This window comes from Sphingobium sp. BYY-5 (genome assembly GCF_022758885.1).
Taxonomy (GTDB): domain Bacteria; phylum Pseudomonadota; class Alphaproteobacteria; order Sphingomonadales; family Sphingomonadaceae; genus Sphingobium.
This window is the reverse complement of the sequence record NZ_JALEBH010000001.1, coordinates 896,138-914,179: the sequence shown is the minus strand read 5'-3', so window position 1 is coordinate 914,179 and position 18,042 is coordinate 896,138. Positions and strand designations below refer to the sequence as shown.

Annotated in this window: 19 protein-coding genes and 1 pseudogene; 14 read left to right on the top strand and 6 right to left on the bottom strand. The window is 63.1% G+C overall.

Annotated features, from left to right (window positions below):
• Positions 1 to 44 precede the first annotated feature (44 nt).
• From MOK15_RS21835 to msrB, 8 genes are all read left to right on the top strand, one after another.
• Entirely contained in the window at positions 45 to 569 is a 525-nt protein-coding gene (locus tag MOK15_RS21835; protein WP_347567174.1) for an FAD-dependent oxidoreductase, read from the top strand.
• A gap of 16 nt (positions 570 to 585) precedes the next feature.
• Positions 586 to 1,092 (top strand): RidA family protein, encoded by a 507-nt coding sequence (locus MOK15_RS04475; protein WP_242930503.1) that lies wholly within the window; start codon positions 586 to 588, stop codon positions 1,090 to 1,092.
• Position 1,093: 1 nt separating this feature from the next.
• Complete coding sequence (locus tag MOK15_RS04470) at positions 1,094 to 1,780, top strand: DOPA 4,5-dioxygenase family protein (protein WP_242930502.1); 687 nt, start codon at positions 1,094 to 1,096, stop codon at positions 1,778 to 1,780.
• A 99-nt stretch (positions 1,781 to 1,879) separates the two neighbouring features.
• Positions 1,880 to 3,232 (top strand): LLM class flavin-dependent oxidoreductase, encoded by a 1,353-nt coding sequence (locus MOK15_RS04465; protein ID WP_242930501.1) that lies wholly within the window; start codon positions 1,880 to 1,882, stop codon positions 3,230 to 3,232.
• A complete protein-coding gene (locus MOK15_RS04460) occupies positions 3,229 to 4,836 on the top strand; it encodes an FAD-binding protein (RefSeq protein WP_242930500.1) in 1,608 nt (535 codons plus the stop codon). Before MOK15_RS04465 ends, MOK15_RS04460 begins: the two co-directional genes overlap by 4 nt.
• On the top strand, positions 4,833 to 5,234 hold the full coding sequence (locus MOK15_RS04455) for a ferredoxin family protein (protein WP_242930499.1): 402 nt from the start codon (positions 4,833 to 4,835) through the stop codon (positions 5,232 to 5,234). The genes MOK15_RS04460 and MOK15_RS04455 overlap by 4 nt, the downstream gene beginning before the upstream one ends.
• A gap of 123 nt (positions 5,235 to 5,357) precedes the next feature.
• A complete protein-coding gene (locus MOK15_RS04450) occupies positions 5,358 to 5,624 on the top strand; it encodes a hypothetical protein (RefSeq protein ID WP_242930498.1) in 267 nt (88 codons plus the stop codon).
• Between the two features lie 23 nt (positions 5,625 to 5,647).
• Positions 5,648 to 6,097: a peptide-methionine (R)-S-oxide reductase MsrB gene (msrB, locus tag MOK15_RS04445; RefSeq protein ID WP_242930497.1), complete on the top strand. Its 450-nt coding sequence runs from the start codon at positions 5,648 to 5,650 to the stop codon at positions 6,095 to 6,097.
• 38 nt (positions 6,098 to 6,135) lie between these two features.
• Here the strand turns inward: msrB and MOK15_RS04440 are convergent, their stop codons facing one another.
• From MOK15_RS04440 to MOK15_RS04430, 3 genes are all read right to left on the bottom strand, one after another.
• A complete protein-coding gene (locus MOK15_RS04440) occupies positions 6,136 to 6,885 on the bottom strand; it encodes a tetratricopeptide repeat protein (protein ID WP_242930496.1) in 750 nt (249 codons plus the stop codon).
• Positions 6,882 to 8,201 carry an MFS transporter gene (locus MOK15_RS04435; RefSeq protein WP_242930495.1) on the bottom strand — a complete coding sequence of 440 codons (1,320 nt, stop codon included), beginning with the start codon at positions 8,199 to 8,201 and terminating at the stop codon, positions 6,882 to 6,884. Before MOK15_RS04435 ends, MOK15_RS04440 begins: the two co-directional genes overlap by 4 nt.
• A 94-nt stretch (positions 8,202 to 8,295) precedes the next feature.
• Positions 8,296 to 8,754: a response regulator gene (locus MOK15_RS04430; RefSeq protein ID WP_242930494.1), complete on the bottom strand. Its 459-nt coding sequence runs from the start codon at positions 8,752 to 8,754 to the stop codon at positions 8,296 to 8,298.
• A 304-nt stretch (positions 8,755 to 9,058) separates the two neighbouring features.
• Between MOK15_RS04430 and MOK15_RS04425 the strand changes: the two genes are divergently transcribed.
• Genes MOK15_RS04425 through MOK15_RS04415 form a run of 3 tightly spaced genes read left to right on the top strand, consistent with a single transcriptional unit; the run spans position 9,059 to position 11,405 of the window.
• Positions 9,059 to 10,108, top strand: coding sequence for a pseudouridine synthase (locus MOK15_RS04425; protein WP_347567173.1), 1,050 nt, complete (start codon positions 9,059 to 9,061; stop codon positions 10,106 to 10,108).
• Positions 10,105 to 10,644: a 16S rRNA (guanine(966)-N(2))-methyltransferase RsmD gene (gene rsmD / locus MOK15_RS04420; protein WP_242930492.1), complete on the top strand. Its 540-nt coding sequence runs from the start codon at positions 10,105 to 10,107 to the stop codon at positions 10,642 to 10,644. Before MOK15_RS04425 ends, rsmD begins: the two co-directional genes overlap by 4 nt.
• A gap of 5 nt (positions 10,645 to 10,649) precedes the next feature.
• On the top strand, positions 10,650 to 11,405 hold the full coding sequence (locus MOK15_RS04415) for a class I SAM-dependent methyltransferase (RefSeq protein WP_242930491.1): 756 nt from the start codon (positions 10,650 to 10,652) through the stop codon (positions 11,403 to 11,405).
• Between the two features lie 89 nt (positions 11,406 to 11,494).
• Here MOK15_RS04415 and MOK15_RS04410 read toward each other — a convergent pair whose 3' ends face one another.
• Positions 11,495 to 11,866: a hypothetical protein gene (locus tag MOK15_RS04410; protein ID WP_242930490.1), complete on the bottom strand. Its 372-nt coding sequence runs from the start codon at positions 11,864 to 11,866 to the stop codon at positions 11,495 to 11,497.
• A 148-nt stretch (positions 11,867 to 12,014) separates the two neighbouring features.
• A pseudogene (locus MOK15_RS04405) lies at positions 12,015 to 12,401 on the bottom strand (GFA family protein); the annotation flags it as partial.
• Between the two features lie 103 nt (positions 12,402 to 12,504).
• Here MOK15_RS04405 and MOK15_RS04400 point away from each other — a divergent pair.
• A complete protein-coding gene (locus tag MOK15_RS04400) occupies positions 12,505 to 14,781 on the top strand; it encodes a UvrD-helicase domain-containing protein (protein ID WP_242930489.1) in 2,277 nt (758 codons plus the stop codon).
• Between the two features lie 109 nt (positions 14,782 to 14,890).
• Here the strand turns inward: MOK15_RS04400 and MOK15_RS04395 are convergent, their stop codons facing one another.
• The gene (locus MOK15_RS04395) at positions 14,891 to 15,478 is read right to left on the bottom strand and encodes a hypothetical protein (protein WP_242930488.1); all 588 of its coding nucleotides are present in this window, start codon (positions 15,476 to 15,478) and stop codon (positions 14,891 to 14,893) included.
• Positions 15,479 to 15,945: 467 nt separating this feature from the next.
• On the opposite strand from MOK15_RS04395, the gene MOK15_RS04390 reads away from it, so the two are divergent.
• Both MOK15_RS04390 and MOK15_RS04385 read left to right on the top strand, forming a co-directional pair.
• Positions 15,946 to 16,914: an NAD(P)-dependent oxidoreductase gene (locus tag MOK15_RS04390; protein WP_242930487.1), complete on the top strand. Its 969-nt coding sequence runs from the start codon at positions 15,946 to 15,948 to the stop codon at positions 16,912 to 16,914.
• A 422-nt stretch (positions 16,915 to 17,336) separates the two neighbouring features.
• A complete protein-coding gene (locus MOK15_RS04385; protein WP_242930486.1) occupies positions 17,337 to 18,023 on the top strand; it encodes a hypothetical protein in 687 nt (228 codons plus the stop codon).
• The last annotated feature ends 19 nt before the right edge of the window (positions 18,024 to 18,042 follow it).

The window sequence follows — 18,042 nt, the reverse complement described above, 5'->3', positions numbered from 1 at the left end:
CTGCCGGTATTGGCCGGGAGATCGCCGCCGACTTCAGCGCCCCGGTGCGTCAGGCGATCGCGACGGCCACGTATGAGGATTCGGTCAAGGTCGCCTTCCAGAGCCGCCCCTTCTGGGAGGAGCAGCAAATCTATGGCGGCCTGTCCTTCGTCGGTGGGGAAACATCGATCATCTGGTATCCGTCCGACCGCTTCCAGCAGCCGCAGGCGGTGCTGCTCGCCGCCTATATGGCGCAGGATGCCGCGCGCAGCTTCGCCCGGAGGCCGCTTGGCGAGCAGATCGCGCTGGCCCGTTCGGCGGTGGAGCGCATCCATCCCGGCCATGGTGGCGACCTCAACCGGCCGGTCGTCATCAACTGGGCGAAAATCCCCTACAGCCGGGGACCATGGCTGGAATGGGAAAAAGACGGCAACAGGCTGGACAGCTTCCGCCTGCTCAACCAGCCTGACGGTCCCTTCCTGTTCGCCGGTAGCCACCTGTCCCAATATTCGGGCCATTGGCAGGAGGGGGCAGTTCTTTCCGGCCGCCGCGCCGCCGACGCCATCGCCCCTGCCCTAACCCACATCTAACCGAACGGAGCAGTCCATGTCCTTGTCCATTTCCCACCCCCTCGCCGCAATCAGCCTGTTGCTGGGCGGCGTCGGCATCGCGCAGGCCCAGCCCACGGTCGTCCGCCATGGCGCCGAAGGCCCATCCCCCATTTTGACGGGCGTGACCGTGCCGGCGGGCCTTGAAACCCTGTATCTGAGCGGTCAGGTGCCGCCAGTTGCGGACAAGGCCGCCGACCCGGCGACCCCCGCCGCCTATGGCGACACAAAGACCCAGACCCTCGGCATCTTCCGCAAGATCGAGACATTGCTCGCCGCGCAGGGCTATGGCCTGAAGGATGTGGTGAAACTGACCGTCTTCCTGGTGGGCGACCCCAAGCTGGGCGGGAAGCAGGACTTCAAGGGCTTTTCCGAAGGCTATGCCCAATTCTTCGGCACGGCCGAACAGCCCAACAAGGTCGCCCGCTCCACCGTTCAGGTCGCCGCCCTGGCCAATCCCGGTTTCCTGGTCGAAATCGAAGCGACCGCTGTCAAGGCGAAGTGATATGAGCGACCTGCACGATCCCGTCGACCAGCATTGGGCCGATCTTGTTTCGCCGGGGCGGCGTGCCTTGCTGAAGGCGGGCGGAGCCGCTGCGGCCGGCGGGCTGATCGGCGCGCCCGCCTTCGCCGCCGAGCCATCGCCAAGGCTCTCCCCCGCCGCCGTCGCTGCCCGCACCGGCAAAAGCCCCTGGGGCTATGAGACGGACAGGGAGCCGACACCCCGGCCCAAATCGGTACGGCCCGGCGAGGAAAATGGCCTGCCGTCGCATCCCCGCGCCTATACGGATATCAAGAGCTACCACGCCCATATCTATTTCGATGAGGACAGCTACGAGAAGGCCGCCCTCATCCGCCGATGGTCGGCCGAGCGATTCGACGTGGAACTGGGCAACTGGAATCCGGAGCCGCGCGGACCGCATGTCACGCCGTCCTTCTATTTCGGTTTCGGCACCGATCTCCAGCCGGTGATCCTGCCATGGTTGCAGCTCAACAGCCTGGGCCTCACCATCCTGATCCATCCCAATACGGATGATCCGCGCGCCGACCATCTCCATTATGCGCTGTGGGTGAACCGGTCGCAGCCGGTCAACGCCTATGGCATGAAGAAACCGGACCTGGCCGCCGGCGAACCGGCCGTCGAACAGATCTACCCCAATACGCGACCGACCATCGCCGTCGAACGGGGCTGATCCCATTGAACAAAATCACCAGCGATTGAGCAGCTCTCGTTATTCGTCGGTCCACTACCGCCCTATCGTTCAGTCATACTTCTAAAGGAAGGACCGAACATGGTGGAGCAGACCGAACGACAATTGCATCTGGGCGCCATATTGGAGGGCGTCGGGGCCGATCACAGCAGTTGGCTCGACCCCGACCTGCCCGGTGACGCGAGCATCGACATTGGCTGGTATATCGAACAGGCCCGCCTGGCCGAGGCGGCCAAGTTCGACCTCGTCTTCATTGTGGATTCGCCCTACATCACGCCCGATACGGCGCCCCATTTCCTCAACAGACTGGAGCCGCTGACGCTGTTGTCCGCGATTGCGGCCTCGACATCCCGCATCGGACTGGTCGGCACGCTGACCACTTCCTATTGGGAACCCTATAATGTCGCGCGCCAGTTCGGTTCGCTCGACCATATCAGCCGGGGACGCGCTGGCTGGAACGTCGTGACCACGGGTCTGGAGGGCGCCGCGCGCAACTATGGGCGCGAGGAGCATTTCGAACATAAGCTGCGCTATGGCCGCGCCCGCGAGTTCGTGGACGTGGTCCAGGGCCTGTGGGACAGTTATGAGGATGACGCCTTCCCGCGCGACCGGGCAGCAGGCGTCTTCCTCGACAAAGGCAAGCAGCATCGGCTCGACCATCAGGGTGCGCATTTCTCGGTCGCCGGACCGTTGGCGCTCAGCCGATCGCGTCAAGGGCAGCCGGTCATCTTCCAGGCGGGCGACAGCAGCGAAGGCCGTGCGCTGGGCGCCGCCATCGCCGAAGGCACCTTCGCCGCGTCCCAGGATTTCGAGAGCGGCCGCGCTTATTATGCGGACCTGAAGGCGCGCGCCGCCGCGCTGGGCCGCAATCCCGACCTTATCAAGGTGCTGCCGGGCCTGGTCCCCACCATTGCCCAGACCGACGAGGAAGCGCAGGCGATCGCGGCGGCGGCGCAGGGCGCGCTCGACATCGGCAAGCTGCTGACGCAGGTCGGCCGCGCCTTCAACTATCATGATTTCTCAACCTATGATCTGGATGCGCCCTTCCCCGATCTCTCCGGCGTGACGCTGAACAGCTACAAGGGCCAGGCCGAACGCATCATCCGCGTCGCGGCGGAGGAGAAGCTGACATTACGCCAGGCCGCCTATCGCTTCGGCCAGTGGAAATCGGACTTTGTCGGCTCGCCCGAAACCATCGCCAACGAGATTGAGCGCTGGTTCGTCGGCCGCGCGGCGGACGGCTTCAACCTGCGCGTCACCCGTCCCGGCGATTTCGCGCTGTTTCGCGAACGGGTGGTGCCGATCCTGCAAGAGCGCGGGCTGTTCAGGAAGGACTATGCCCATGACACGCTGCGCGGGCATCTGGGCCTGCCGGTGCCGGAAAACCGCCATAGCCGCGCGCGAAGCGAGCCTCAGCCGATCGCCGCCGAATGAGCCGGGAAGACGTGCTGGCGCTGACCGCCGATGTTTTGGTCATCGGCGGCGGCATGGCGGCTTGCTGGGCGGCGACATCGGCCGCCCGTGCGGCCGCGCGCGTCATATTGGTGGACAAGGGGTTCGTCGGCACCAGCGGCGTCACCGCCACGGGCGGCCCCAATCACTGGTGGGTGCCGCCCGATGTCGACAAGCGCGCCAAGGCGATCGAGGAACGCCATGCGCGATCCTTCGAACTTGCCGAACGTAGCTGGATGGCGCGCATCATCGACGAAACCTGGCGCGCCTTGCCCGAACTGGCGGCCTATTATCCGTTCGACAGCGACGGCAAGGGCGGCACCTTCTATTCGGGGGTGCGCGGCCCGGAATATATGCGGGGCTTGCGGCGCTTCGCGATCGACCGGGGCGTCACCATCCTCGACCATCATCCCGCGCTGGAACTGCTGGTCGATGATGAGGGCGCGGTGGCGGGCGCGGCGGGTCATGCGCGGCTGGACGACCGGCCCTGGTCCGTCCATGCCCCCGCGGTCATCCTCGCCACCGGCGGCTGCGCCTTCCGTTCCGGGCTGATCGGCAGCCATGGCAATACGGGCGACGGCCTTCTGATGGCCGCCGAAGCCGGAGCGGTCCTGTCCGGCATGGAATTTTCCGCCTCCTACTCCCTGTCCCCCGCCTGGAACTCGACCCGCACCCTGCCCTATTTTGCGGCGCGTTTCTTCGACCAGAGCGGCCGGGAACTGGACGTGCCGCCGCCGATGAGCGGCGAAGCGGCGCATCTGAAAGCGCTGGCCAAGGCGATGGACGAAGGCCCGGTTCTGGCCGACCTCAGCGATGCGCCAACCCTGCTCAAACAGATGTTGCGCCGTATCCAGCCCGCTTCGCTCCCGCCCTTCGAGCGGCACGGGATCGACCTGTTCGAAACCCGCTTCCCGATCCGCCTGTTCGGCGAAGGCACTGTGCGCGGCACAGGCGGCCTTCAGATTATCGACGAGGATTGCCGGACCAGCGTGACCGGCCTTTACGCCGCGGGCGACTGCGCCACGCGCGAGTTGGTGGCGGGCGCTACCAGCGGCGGCGGCGCGCAAAACGCCGCCTGGGCGCTGACCTCCGGCCGTGTCGCGGGCAGGGCAGCGGCAGAGGCCAGTCTCCGCCATAACCGGCACAGTGCGCCCCTATCCCTTCCCGTTGGGCAGGTAGGGTTGCGCCCGGCTTCCCACGTCAAGCCGCTCGACCTTTCCTTAATCATTCCAGCGGCCCAGGCCTGCACGATCCATTTCGACGGCACGCTTTGGCGCAGCGAGGCCAAGCTGTCCGAAGCCCAGTCCCGACTGGATGCCCTATGGCGCGACGTCGCGGATCATGGCCATGCGACCGGCCTGGCGAAGGTGGGCCTGCGTGAACAGGTGGCCCTGCTCGCCTCCGCCCGCTGGGTCGGCGCTGCGTCGCTGGCGCGCAAGGAAAGCCGGGGTATGCATATGCGCATAGATGCACCCGGCGTCGATCCGGCGTTCGGGCGACGGATGCTGACGGGTGGGCTGGAACAGGCCTGGACTCGCCTTGAAACGCCCCATCCCTTCCACCAATCGACCGAGGCCGCCGCATGATCGCCCATATTTTCGAGGAGCGCTGCACCGGCTGCAATGATTGCGTGGCCGCTTGCCCGACCCATGTGCTTGACGCGCGGGAGGATGGAACCCCCGTGGTGGCCCGGATCGACCAGTGCCAGACCTGCTATATGTGCGAACTTTATTGCGAGGCCGATGCGATCTATGTCGATCCCGACCAGCATGGGGCCGCGGTGATCCTACCCGAAACGATCCTGCAATCGGGCCATCTCGGGCGATTGCGCCATGACTATGGATGGGACCGGCCAGCCGAACCGGAACAGGGGCATCTGCGCGATTTCTGGCGGCTGGGGCCGCTCCTGCGTGAAGGCGCCGAAATCGCCACGCGGCGTTATGAGGCTTATCAAGCATCGCAAAATCATGATAAAAGCAACTGATAAATAGAGATAATTTTGTCAGAAATTCTTATCTGTTCGCTCCAACCCTGAACGCGCTTCCCTGACGTTGCACTTCCCCCTACCGGTAGGTTTTGCGCGATCGTCATGCTATGTCGCATGCCCATGACTCCTATCGAACGCGCCGCGCGAGCCATGTACGACACCGTGCAACCGGAATGGGACTGGGATGATCCCGATGCCGAGATGCTGCGGCGCATGTACCGAGAAAATGCCCGGGCGGCGATCGCTGCAATTCGCGAACCTGATCCCTATATACTGGAGGCTGGCATGGAGATCATGCGCAACCTCGGACCGGACGAGGCGGACGAAGCACGGACAGGCGATGCCGCGAATATATGGCGGCTCATGATCGACGCCGCATTGGGCTGACCTTCCGCCGATGGGAGAATGACATGTCAGATTATCGCAAGACCGCCGAAGCTGTTGCCCGGCTGACGCCCGAACAATATCATGTCACCCAGCACAGCGGCACCGAACGCCCCGGCACCGGCGAATATCTCGCCAACAAGGCGTCGGGCATCTATGTCGACATCGTGTCGGGCGAACCTCTATTCGCCTCATCCGACAAATATGAATCCGGCTGCGGCTGGCCGAGCTTCACCAAAGCGATCGAGCCGGCCAATGTCGCGGAACGGCATGATAGTTCGCACGGCATGGTCCGCACGGAGGTGCGCTCCGCCCATGGCGACAGCCATCTTGGCCATGTGTTCAACGACGGTCCTCCCGACCGAGGTGGCCTGCGCTACTGCATCAACTCAGCCTCGCTGCGGTTCGTACCGCGCGACCGGATGGAGGCCGAAGGCTATGGCGCCTACCTCCCCCAGGTGGAGGATGTGGCGTAACCCGATCACGCCATGCGGATGACAAAGATCGATCGGCCCTAATTCTGTCGTAGTTCGGCAAGCCGTTCACCAGCCCAGCGATACATGTCCGCCTGCGATGCGCGTTGCGTCCGGTCCATACGGCGCGCGCGCTGCTCGACCTCCTCCAGAATCGATCGCGCCCGATGGCTGTCACCCTGTTGCAGCAGGAAGGCCGCATAATGGCATCGCGCTTCCTCACCGGCCATCCGCTCCACCACATCCTCGAACAGCGTCCGCGCCTCCGCAACCCGACCCAGGTCAGCCAATATGCGCGCCCGCAGCAAGGCGCGCCGGTCCCACTCGCTCCCGCGCGCCAGTTCCGGCGCGGCATCCAGCAGGCGCAATGCCTCGCCGCTCTTCCCGCACTCGAACAGCATAGCGGCCAGCTTGACCTGCGTGGCCCAGTCATTGCCCGGTCCCAGCGTCAAGGCCTTGCGATAAGCCACCTCTGCATCGGCATAGCGGTGGCGCACCGTCTGCGCATCGCCCAGCGCGATATAGTTGGCGGCGGTTTCGGCCAGTTCCAGGCTCCGCTCGGCATCGCGCACCGCCCGCTCCGGATCGACCTTGCCCACCACCTGCGCCCGCGCGGTGCGGACATGGCGGTTGTTCCAATGCGCCGGCAACACTTCCAGCACCAGATAGGCAAAGCAGCCCAATATCGAGAAGAGGAAGATGAACAGCAGCCAGATCTGGTTCCGGCCAGACCGGATGGCATGAACCGCGCAGAGAATCTGGACGCACATCGACGCGACGAGGAAGATCATGGCGCTTCGCCTGTCTCCGTCGCCGCCGTTCCGACGCTGGCGTCGATCAGGCCCGCACGCATCATCAACCAGAAGAGCAATATGCCCGGCACCGCCAAGGCGGTCGTCAACAGGTAGAAATCGACATAACCGAACTGTTCGATCAATCCCCCCGCCGTCGTGCCGGTCAGGAAGCGTCCGACGATGCTCGCCGCCGCCGAGATCAGCGCATATTGCGCGGCGGTGAAGCGCAGATCGCATAGCGCGGAGAAATAGGCCACCACCGTGACGCCGCCGATGCCGCTGGCGATATTCTCGAAACCGATCGCGCCCGCCATGCCCCAATTGCTCTTCCCCAGCGCAGCCAGAGCGGCAAAGCTGAAATTAGATACGCACATCAGGATCAGGCTGAGCAACACCGACCGCTTCATCCCCAGCCGTGCATAGAGGATGCCGCCGACGAAGATGCCGATCAGATAGGCCCAAAAGCCCATGCCGACGTCATAGAGGGCGATTTCGTCATTGGTATAGCCCAGATCGTCGAACAACAGGCGGAAGGTCAGGTTGGCCAGCGTGTCGCCGATCTTGTGCAGCAGGATGAACAACAGCACCAACAGGGCGCCACGCCGCTTGAAGAACTCGACCAGCGGGCCGGTGATCGACGCCATGACTTCGCTGACACCGCGCCGGGCGATCGGATCGCGATGCCGTTCCGGTTCTCCCATCAGCAGGCCCGTCAGCATCGCCGGCAACGCAAACAGGGCGCAGGCCAGATAGGCGCCGTGCCAGCCGATCCGCGCCGCCAGCACCAGCGCCAGCGATCCGGCGGCGACCGAACCGATCCGCCAGCCATATTGCGACATGCCCGAACCGACGCCGAGTTGCTCAGGCTTCAGCAATTCGATGCGATAGGCGTCGATCACGATGTCGTAGGTCGCGCCGGCCATGCCGACCAGGATGGCGGCATAGGCGGTCTGCATCAGGCTCGTCTTGGGATCGACCAGCGCCAGATAGGCCATGGCCGCCATGACGAACAGGCCCGCCACGAGCAGCCAGGACACACGCTGCCCCATTCGACCGATGATCGGCAACCGCACGCCATCGACGATCCACGCCCACAGCCATTTCAGATTATAGACCAGGAAAGCCAGGGTGAAGGCCGTCACCGCCTTCTTGTCGATGCCATCCTGCGCCAGCCGGGTCGTCAGCGTCGCCGCGATCATCGCGAAGGGCGCACCCGAAGAAACGCCCAGGAAAAACGCCGCCAACGGCGCCTTTTCCACATAAGGCCTTACGGCGTCGAGCCAGCTATGGCTGGCCTGTGTGGCGTCGTTCATGGATGTGTCTGTTCCCCGATGGCGTCAGTTCGGGCGCCACCATATGGCCTGATCCGGCGCTGGCAAGCGCGCATTGCGACGGCAGCGGCGACGATCAGGATATAGGGGCGAACAGGCTCAGCCCCGGCGGCGACTTGGGCTGGCGCACACCGCGCAGCACGGCGTCGACCACGGCGATCGCGGCCACCAGATCGCGCGGAGCGAAAGGTTTGGCCAGACATCCCACCGCCAGCGCGCGCGCATCCATCGGGCATCGGCCGGTGACAAACAGCACCGGCAGCCCCTGTGCCCCGGCATGACGGGCAACGTCGATGCCGCTCTTCTTGCCGTGCAGGGTAACGTCGGCAATCACCAGATCCACCCCGCCCGCATCGATGACGCGGGCCGCATGGGCGTAATCGTCCACGGTCGCGGCGATGCGATACCCGGCCTGCACCAGCGCATGTTCATTGTCGAAGGCGACCAGCGGTTCATCCTCCACAACCAACACGGTGCGGACGGCCTTGCGGCGCGGCTTGCGTGCTTCCCCTTCTTTCACCAGCCCGAAAAACATTTGCCAAGTCCGCCCTGTTTCCGCCATGCACCCGATGAAACGCCGCGTTCCCGCACCAGGTTGCCCAAGGACTGCCACAGTCCCCCTCACCCAAGCGCCGGAGCGGCTCATTTCAGCCTGTTGCTGGCTTTCCGCTCATATGGGAAGGACCAGTACGCAAGAAAAGGAATTGCCCGTGCAACCGCCGAAAAAATCCGGACCGCCCCGACGGGCAGGCCCCGGCGGCCCAAAACGCCCGACCAGCCCCGGCGGCAAACGCCCCGACGCACCGTCGTCACGCGATGCTGCGCCGAAGGATCGGAACGTGAAACCCCGTGCCGAGCGTCCCCTTACGGATCGCAACCGTCCCGACCGCGCGCGCGGCGATGCACCGCGCGCTGGCACATCATCCCCACGCAGCGCTGCGCCAAAGGACGGCCCTCGTCCCGACCGGCGCGAAGAAGGTCGCCCCGAACGTCCGCGCCCGGACCGCAACCGTTCCGACCGGCCGCGCGCCGATGCTCCGCGCTTCGGCGCGACCAAGCCCTATCCGCCGCGTAGGCCCGGCACAAAAAAAGCTGCCGGTCCTGCCCATCCGGCCAATCCCCATCCCGCCCACGCCATCGCCGCGTCGGATGGCAAGGGCGAACCGCAGCGCATCGCCAAGCTGCTTGCCCGCGCGGGCATCGCTTCCCGCCGTGAAATCGAGCGGATGATCGAGGATGGCCGCATCGCGAGGGATGGTGTCGCGATCGATACCCCCGCGACCCTGCTGACATCGCTCCATGGCATCACGGTCGATGGTGTCGCGGTCGCCGCGCCGCCGCCCGCGCGCCTCTTCCTCTTCCACAAGCCGACCGGCTGCCTCACCACCGAGCATGATCCGGCCGGGCGTCCGACCATCTATGACCGACTGCCCGAAGGCCTGCCGCGCCTGATGCCGATCGGGCGGCTGGACATGAACACCGAAGGGCTGCTGCTGCTCACCACCGATGGTGGTTTCAAGCGGCAGATGGAGCTACCCGCGACCGGCGTGCCGCGTACCTACCGCGCGCGCGCTTTTGGCGAGGTCAGCCAGCAACAACTGGAAGACCTGTTCGACGGGCTGGAGATTGACGGCATTCGCTATGGCCAGATCGAGGCCAATCTGGAACGCCGCACCGGCCGCAATCAGTGGATCGAAATGACCCTGACCGAAGGCAAGAACCGCGAGGTGCGCCGCGTTCTGGAGCATCTCGACCTCAAGGTGAACCGCCTGATCCGCACCGCCTATGGCCCCTTCAGTCTGGACGAAATGGCGGTCGGGGCGGTCGAGGAAGTGCGCCAGCATGACCTGATCCTCTTCCGCAAGAGCCTGAAAGACCCGGACGCATGAGGATCATTTCCGGCCAATGGCGCGGGCGGCCGCTGACGGCGCCCAAGGGTGACGCAACCCGTCCTACCGCCGACCGTACGCGCGAAACGCTTTTTTCCATGCTGACCAGCCGCATCGGTTCCTTCGAGGGGCTGGCGGTGGGCGATTTCTTCGCCGGATCGGGCGCGCTGGGCTTCGAAGCCCTGTCGCGCGGCGCAGCCTCCTGCCTGTTCGTGGAGCAGGACAAGGCGGCGCTGGACGCGATCCGCGCCAATGGCGACAAGCTGGGCATCCGTCCCGACATCCGCGCAGCCAGCGTCCTGTCGCTCGGCCCGGCGGGCAAGCCGCTCGACCTCATCTTCATGGACCCGCCCTATGATAGCGGCGCGGGGCAAGTGGCGCTCGACAAATTGTCGCGGCTCGGCTGGACCAACAGCGCGACCTGGATCAGCATCGAAACCGAACGGCGCGAAGATGTGGCGGTCAAGGGGTTCGCCATCGATGCCGTGCGCGACATCGGCAAGGCGCGACTGACTCTGTTGCGGGCCGAGGATTGAAGGCGATGACGACAGGCGCCACCAACTGGTTCGATCAAGGTGGCGCCAACTATGCGCGCTATCGTCCGGATTATCCCGATGAACTGGCGGCTGCGCTGGCCGCGCTCGCGCCTGACCGGCGGCTGGCGGTCGATGTCGGTTGCGGCAATGGCCAGTTCACGCGGCGTCTAGCCGAATATTTCGAGGCGGTCGTGGGCGTCGATCCCAGTGCCGACCAGATCGCCCATGCCGTACCCGACGCCCGGATCGACTATCGCTGCGCCGCCGCCGAAGCATTGCCGCTGGAGGATGGCGCGGCCAGCCTCCTCACCGCCGCGCAGGCGGCCCATTGGTTCGACCTGCCCGCTTTCCATGCCGAAGCGCGGCGCATCGGTATGGACGGCGCGGCGATCGCGCTGGTCAGCTATGGCGTAGCCCGGCTCGATCCGGGGGCGATCAACGACCGGCTTGCCCATTTTCACGACGAAGATGTCGGCCCTTACTGGCCGTCCGAACGGCATATGGTCGAAAATGGCTATGCCGACATGGATTTTCCCTTCCCGGCGATCGCGGTGCCGGCCATGGCCATCCACCGCGACTGGAACGCGCATCAACTGCTTGGCTATGTCGGCACCTGGTCCGCCGTCCGCCGCGCGCGGGAGGCTGGACAGGAACAGCGATTGTCGGACTTCGCGACCGACCTTCTCGACCTGTGGGGCGATCCGGAACGACAACGCGCCATATCCTGGCCGATCAGCGTGCGGGCGGGACGCTTGTCATAGCGCCGGAATAGAGCAGACTCATTCGCATCGATCATCGGTCCAGCAACCGGGGCGGTCGGGGAGCGCTTGCGCTGCCCCGACGCGCGTACTCAGTGATGCTTGCGGCTCTTCTTCCCGACGGCTGAATGATGGCCCTTCCTGGCGTCGCCCGGATTGATGCAGCTATCCTGCACGGCCTTGGAACAGACCGGATAGTCCTTCGCTTCGGTCGGCGGCGGGGTCATGTTGCCGCCTACCGTCACGGGGTTGGCGGCTGACCCCACGGGTGCGGACGGGTTGTCGGGAACATCCGCCGGAGCCGGGACCATGCCCGTATCGGGCGGAACCGCGCCGGTCGGTACGCTCGCATTGGGATCGGCAGGCGGCTGACTGCTGGGGGCGGGCATGTCCTGTGCCACTGCGATACCTGTGATGGTGGTGAAGCTCAGCAGGGCTGCGCCTGCCAGCATGATCGTCTTCATCGGAAACGTCCTTTCCTACGCTCTTCACCCCGTTTACCCACTTGGGCAGGCGTAGAACCGAAAGCACGCACCCGTCGTTCCTTGCGCAGACGACCGGACGTGCAGGATGCGCGCCGGACGATCGCGCCCCGGCGCGGTATGGCCCGTCGGGATAGCGATCGAACCTCGGCAGGTCATGCGCCCTGGTCATCCATGGCGCGGCCTCCGCCATCTGGATATGCACCTGGGGCGGGAAGGCGCTCTGGTCGTCCAGCGTCGCGGTCTGGATGTCGATCGATCCGGGGAACACCACCGGATTGGCGTAGAATAGCCCCGTGCCGCATCTGCCGCAGAAATAGCGCGTGGCATTTTCCGACGACTGGTAGCGGGCCGGTTCGCCGTGGATCGTCACCTTCTCCTGCGGGAAAAGCGCCCAGCCCACCATCGGCGCACCCGCGCTCGCCCGGCAGTCGGCGCAATGGCACAGGCCACTATAGGCAGGTTCGCCCGACGCTTCGTAACGGATCGCGCCGCACTGACATTTCCCTGTTACCATGGTTCATCCTCCCTTGCATGATTCACCTTTTGTTCTCATAGAAAGACCTCCGCCGCAAGGGTCCGCCCTTGCTCCCGCCGTCCCCTGTCCCTAGTTGTCCGTCATGACGCTCCCAGCCCCCTCTCCCGACGATCCGCCCTATCTGAAGGGGTTGAACACCCCCCAGCGGGAGGCTGTGCTGACGACCGAGGGGCCGGTGCTGGTGCTGGCGGGCGCGGGTACGGGCAAGACGGCGGCGCTGACCGCGCGGCTCGCCCATCTGATCGCGACGCGCCGTGCCTGGCCGTCGGAAATCCTGGCCGTCACCTTCACCAACAAGGCCGCGCGGGAAATGCGCGTGCGCGTCGGCGCGATGATCGGCGATGCGGTCGAGGGGATGCCCTGGCTCGGCACCTTTCACGCCATCGCCGCGAAGATGCTGCGCCGCCATGCCAAACTGGTCGGGCTGCAATCCAATTTCACCATCCTCGACACCGACGATCAGTTGCGCCTGATGAAGCAGCTCATCCAGGCGGAAGGGATCGACGAGAAGCGCTGGCCCGCGCGGCAGCTTGGCGGCCTGATCGACCAGTGGAAGAATAAGGGCTGGACGCCGGAGGATGTCGGCGCAGGCGAGAGCGAAGGCTATGCCCATGGCAAGGGGCAGAAGCTCTACGCCGCTTACCAGGCGCGGCTGCGGGACGTAAATGCCTGCGATTTCGGTGACTTGTTGCTACATATTCTGACGATATTGAAGAAGCATCGCGACGTGCTGGAGCAATATCAGCAGAAATTCCGCTATATCATGGTGGACGAATATCAGGACACCAACTCCAGCCAGTATCTCTGGCTGCGGCTGCTGGCGCAGACCCGCAAGAATATCTGCTGCGTCGGCGACGACGACCAGTCCATCTATTCATGGCGTGGCGCAGAAGTCGCCAATATCCTGCGGTTTGAAAAGGATTTTCCGGGTGCGACCATCATTCGTCTGGAACAGAATTATCGATCCACGCCCCACATCCTGGGTGCAGCGTCGGGCGTGATCGCGGAAAATGGCAATCGCCTGGGCAAGACGCTCTGGACCGACATCGACGTGGGGGAAAAGGTGCAGGTCGTCGGCGTCTGGGACGGCCCGGAGGAAGCCCGGCGTGTCGGCGAAGAGATTGAGGCGATCGAACGGAACGGCGGATCGCTGGACGAAGTGGCCATATTGGTCCGCGCCCAGCACCAGACCCGCGAGTTTGAGGACCGCTTCATCCAGATCGGCCTGCCCTATCGCATCGTCGGCGGCTTTCGCTTCTATGAGCGGGCGGAAATCCGCGATGCGCTGGCCTATCTGCGCCTCGTCAACCAGCCGGCCGACGATCTCGCCTTCGAACGCATCGTCAATGTGCCCAAGCGCGGGCTGGGCGACAAGGCGGTGGAAAAGCTGCATCGGCTGGCGCGGGCGGAGGGAATTCCCCTGGCGCTGGCGGCGGCGCGCATCCTCGACACCGACGAACTGACGCCGCAGGCGCGCCGTTCGCTGGGCAGTTTCATCGGCGATCTCGCCCGCTGGCGCGATCGGGCGGCGCAATTGCCCCATGCCGAACTGGCGCGGCAGATATTGGACGAAAGCGGCTATACCGCGATACTCCAGACGGAGCGCACGACCGAAAGCGCCGGACGGCTGGAAAATCTGAGCGAACTCGCCCGCGCCATGGAGGAATATGAAACGCTGGGCGCGTTCCTCGAACATGTGTCGCTGGTCATGGACAATGAGGCGCAGGCGGACGAGCGCAAGATCACGATCATGACCATCCACGCCGCCAAGGGGCTGGAATTCGACACGGTGTTCCTGGCCGGTTGGGAGGAAGGCATCTTCCCCTCGCAGCGCGCGCTGGATGAAGGCGGCCTCAACAGCCTGGAGGAAGAGCGCCGCCTTGCCTATGTGGCGATCACCCGCGCGCGCAAGCGTTGTATCATTCTCCACGCCGCCAACCGCCGCATCTACGGCCAGTGGACCAGTTCCATCCCTTCGCGCTTCGTCGGCGAACTGCCGCCCGAACATGTCGAGCAGGAAAGCAGCATGACCGGCGGCGCATCGCTGTGGCGCGCCAACTGGTCGGAACGCGACGATCCCTTCGCCAATGTCGCAAGGGGCAGCGGGCGCGGTCCCGGCTGGCAGCGAGCGCAATCGTCCGGCCAGTTCAGCCGCGAACCGGTACGAATCGTCGAGGCGCGCACTTCCGCCGTGTCACTGGGCAACAAGAGCCGCAGCGACATGAGCGTGGGCCTGCGCGTCTTCCACCAGAAATTCGGCTACGGCACCGTCGCGGAGATCGAAGGTAATAAGCTGGAGATTGATTTCGAGACGGCCGGGCGGAAACGGGTGATGGACAGCTTCGTCCAGCCTGCCTAGCGGCTCACCCGACGTTCCCGCCTGCGCGGGATGAAGAAATGGGTGGAGAGCGGAATGGCAGCTTTTGACGCAGAAATGCTGAATACAGCCCCTCCGGGTGGAAGCGAGTTCAGCGCCTGTAGGGCAGGCTAGTTCCAAGACCAAACTTCGCAGAAACCTTGCAACTTGCCGCCTCATTATCGACCAGCCATTTGCGCTTTTCGTTTTGAAGGCTTGGCAATGCCGATTTGATCGCACTTGCAATCGTCCGTCGAGACCAAATATGACAGGTTGCGGCAACAATCGTGTATTTGCATGCCCGAAGCGCGCCCGTTACAGGGCTAGGCAATGCTTCAATTGCCTCTATGCCGGGCCGATCAAATATCTCATCAAGAACTACGGACCGCTGATTAATCAAAGCAGCGCCTATTAACTCGTCTTGTTGATTAAAACTCCGGATGATCAGTTTTTGACATATACTTACCCCCGGCGCACGATTTCCGAACGATCCCCATCCCGTGCCTGAAAATTCGTCACGCATTTTGCGATATTCTGTGTCATCACCGACCACATCACCGAAATATTTCCGCGCAAAAGGAAATGTTTGGTTGCCATCGGCAGCTTTGCTCAACCCCAATCCCTGAACCGCACCGATTCCCAACGGGACGATTATGGTCGCGAATATCACCAGCGATATAAGCGCGAATCGTGCTTTCATTCGTTATCCTTGCTCTCGCCGATAAGGTTTGTTCGAGATGGCAAACAGTGTCGGCTTTCGAAGTCAAATGCAACGGACGGGGATGGCTAGAACTGGTCGTTCGGGGATCGGCAGCTTTGCAATCCGAATATCGTTGCCTAGAAGGAGGGCGTCCAGCGTTGGGGAATTGGTAGACCCGCCGGTCACAACCGCCCTGCCTCGGCAGATTGCAAGTTCGAACCTTGCCGCTGGACAACCTATCTATGACCGGTTTCGGGATGCGAAAACGGTTGAGCGGATGGCAACAAGTGGTCGCCTGCCGCTGGGCGGCTTTCCAATCCCGAATCCGACCAGCAGGTTATCGGCGGTGCGGACTGATTCGCAGGCTGGGAACGACGATGCCGGGTGGAGAGCGGACTATTGGGTCTTGATCTGGACCGAGCAATAGCGGACTTCCCCGCTCGGCGGGGTGATGTTACCGATCTTCCATGCGCGTTCTATTAACTGGATCATCTGGCTGGCTTGGCCGTTTCTTGAAGCCAAGACTCGAAGAGGTTGGTCACCATGTCATCGGACTCGATCCAATGCCGGGGCGACCAACCGACATCGTTGGTAGCGTGAGTGATCGCGCGTTTGTGGATCGGCTCTTTTCCGAGCACCGCTTTGAAGGCGTCATTCATGCCGGGGCTTTGCATAAGCCCGACATCATCCGATATCCGCGGCAGCGATTTATCGACGTTAACGTAACCGGGACACTCAACCTGCTGGAAGCCGCCGTGGCTAATGGTACTTCGAGCTTTGTCTTTACCTCGACGACGTCGTTGATGATCACACAGGCGATCCGTGACGAGACGGCCACTGAAACAGTGTGGCTGGATGAGGCCAGTGGTCCGCTCACACCGCGCAACATCTATGGCATGACCAAACGGGCGGCTGAGGAGATGTGCCGGCTAATCCATCTTGACCAACGGCTGCCGACTATCATCCTGCGCACTGCTCGCTTCTTCCCCGAAGAGGACGATACGCATCGCGAGCTTGCTGGTGAGAACATGAAGGCCAACGAGTTCTTAAATCGTCGGCTTACGGTTGAGGACTGTGCAGATGCGCATATTGCAGCCCTCACGAAAGCATCAACGATCGGCTTCGGCAACTATATCGTATCTGCGCCACCGCCATTTGGGCGTGAGGCTTGCGCCGCACTAAAGGCCGATCCGATTTCGGTCATCGCACGATGTTTTCCTGACGCGCCCGCTATATTCGCAGAACGAGGTTGGCATCTCCCGCGCAGTATCGGGCGGGTTTACGATCCCTCCGCGCTTGAACGGGATCTTGGCTTTCGGTGCCAAACCGATTTTGGAAGGGTGTTAGCGGCGATGCGAGAAAACGCACCCCTGCCGTTTGCACATGACGATCTTTACGTCTCACCAAACGAAACTCTTGCCCGCGAATTAGATTAAGCCAACGCCGGTTTTCGACGGCCATAGAGCCGCCTCGTAACGACCGCGAGTGGCCGCCCACCGCCAGACAGCCTTATATTCCCGAACGATACCAGAGGATTATCGGCAGCGCGGAGTGATTCGCAGACGATGAACGACGAACGCGGGTGGGTGGCGGACGCGCCGCTTTCGGAAAAGCAGAACCTATTAGCGGTCAATTCGTCATGACGGGAAACCCCGCCCATGAGGTTGTCGCGCACGTTCGCAATCCGACAGTGTTTTTCGGACATTATAGGGTCGTAGGAGCAACGCAACAGCGTTCGAGGCTGAAATCTGTAGGTTTCGCGCCGCCCCTTGTCGGATTTTATGTGATTGCCGACAGGGCCTTGCGAAGTCGTCAAAGATATCTTCCCACTCCATCAGAGGCGTACTATTCGTCTGCCATGATCTTAGTCGTAATCGCGTTGATGCAAACTGCATCAGGATTGCCTGTCCAGGCTGAAACTGCTCGCGCCGCGTCACCCGTGATCCAATCGACGGTGACTGACGATGTCCTGAAACAGCTTGCAATCGCAGAAAGCCGAGTACCGAGCAGGTTATATAGAGTCATTTACGATGACCCGTCTATGCGGGCAGAAATCAAGCGTGTCGGTTTTGAGAAAGGATGTAGAGCGGTCGCAGAAAGCAAGAGGCAAGTTAGCCGCCAATTTGTTCCATCTCTTGTGCCTGCAACGGTTGCTGCCATTCGTAAGATTGTTCCAGAACCACACCTGAGTGAAATGCGCCCTCGTTCATTCATTGTTGGACCAATGCGTATCTATACCAAGCGCATAGATGATGAGATTGACCGCACAGCTTCGCCCCTTCTGATGGCTACATATGCAGCGATGCGCGCTGAATTTCTTGGGCGGATGCGTGAATTGCCTACCTCACGCAACCCGGAAGACAATATCGTCATGCCTAAAACAGATATTGCGGCGTTTGGCAGCTTGAATGGGGCATATGATCTCGACAATCCGGCGCAACTGGGCATGGCCTGCGCGGATTTTCTGATCCGGCCTGAACAGCGCCCCACAATCACAACAGCGCCTTCTCCCGGCACCGTAACCATCATTCCACCACGGCAATGAGCGGAAATCAGGCGTTTTG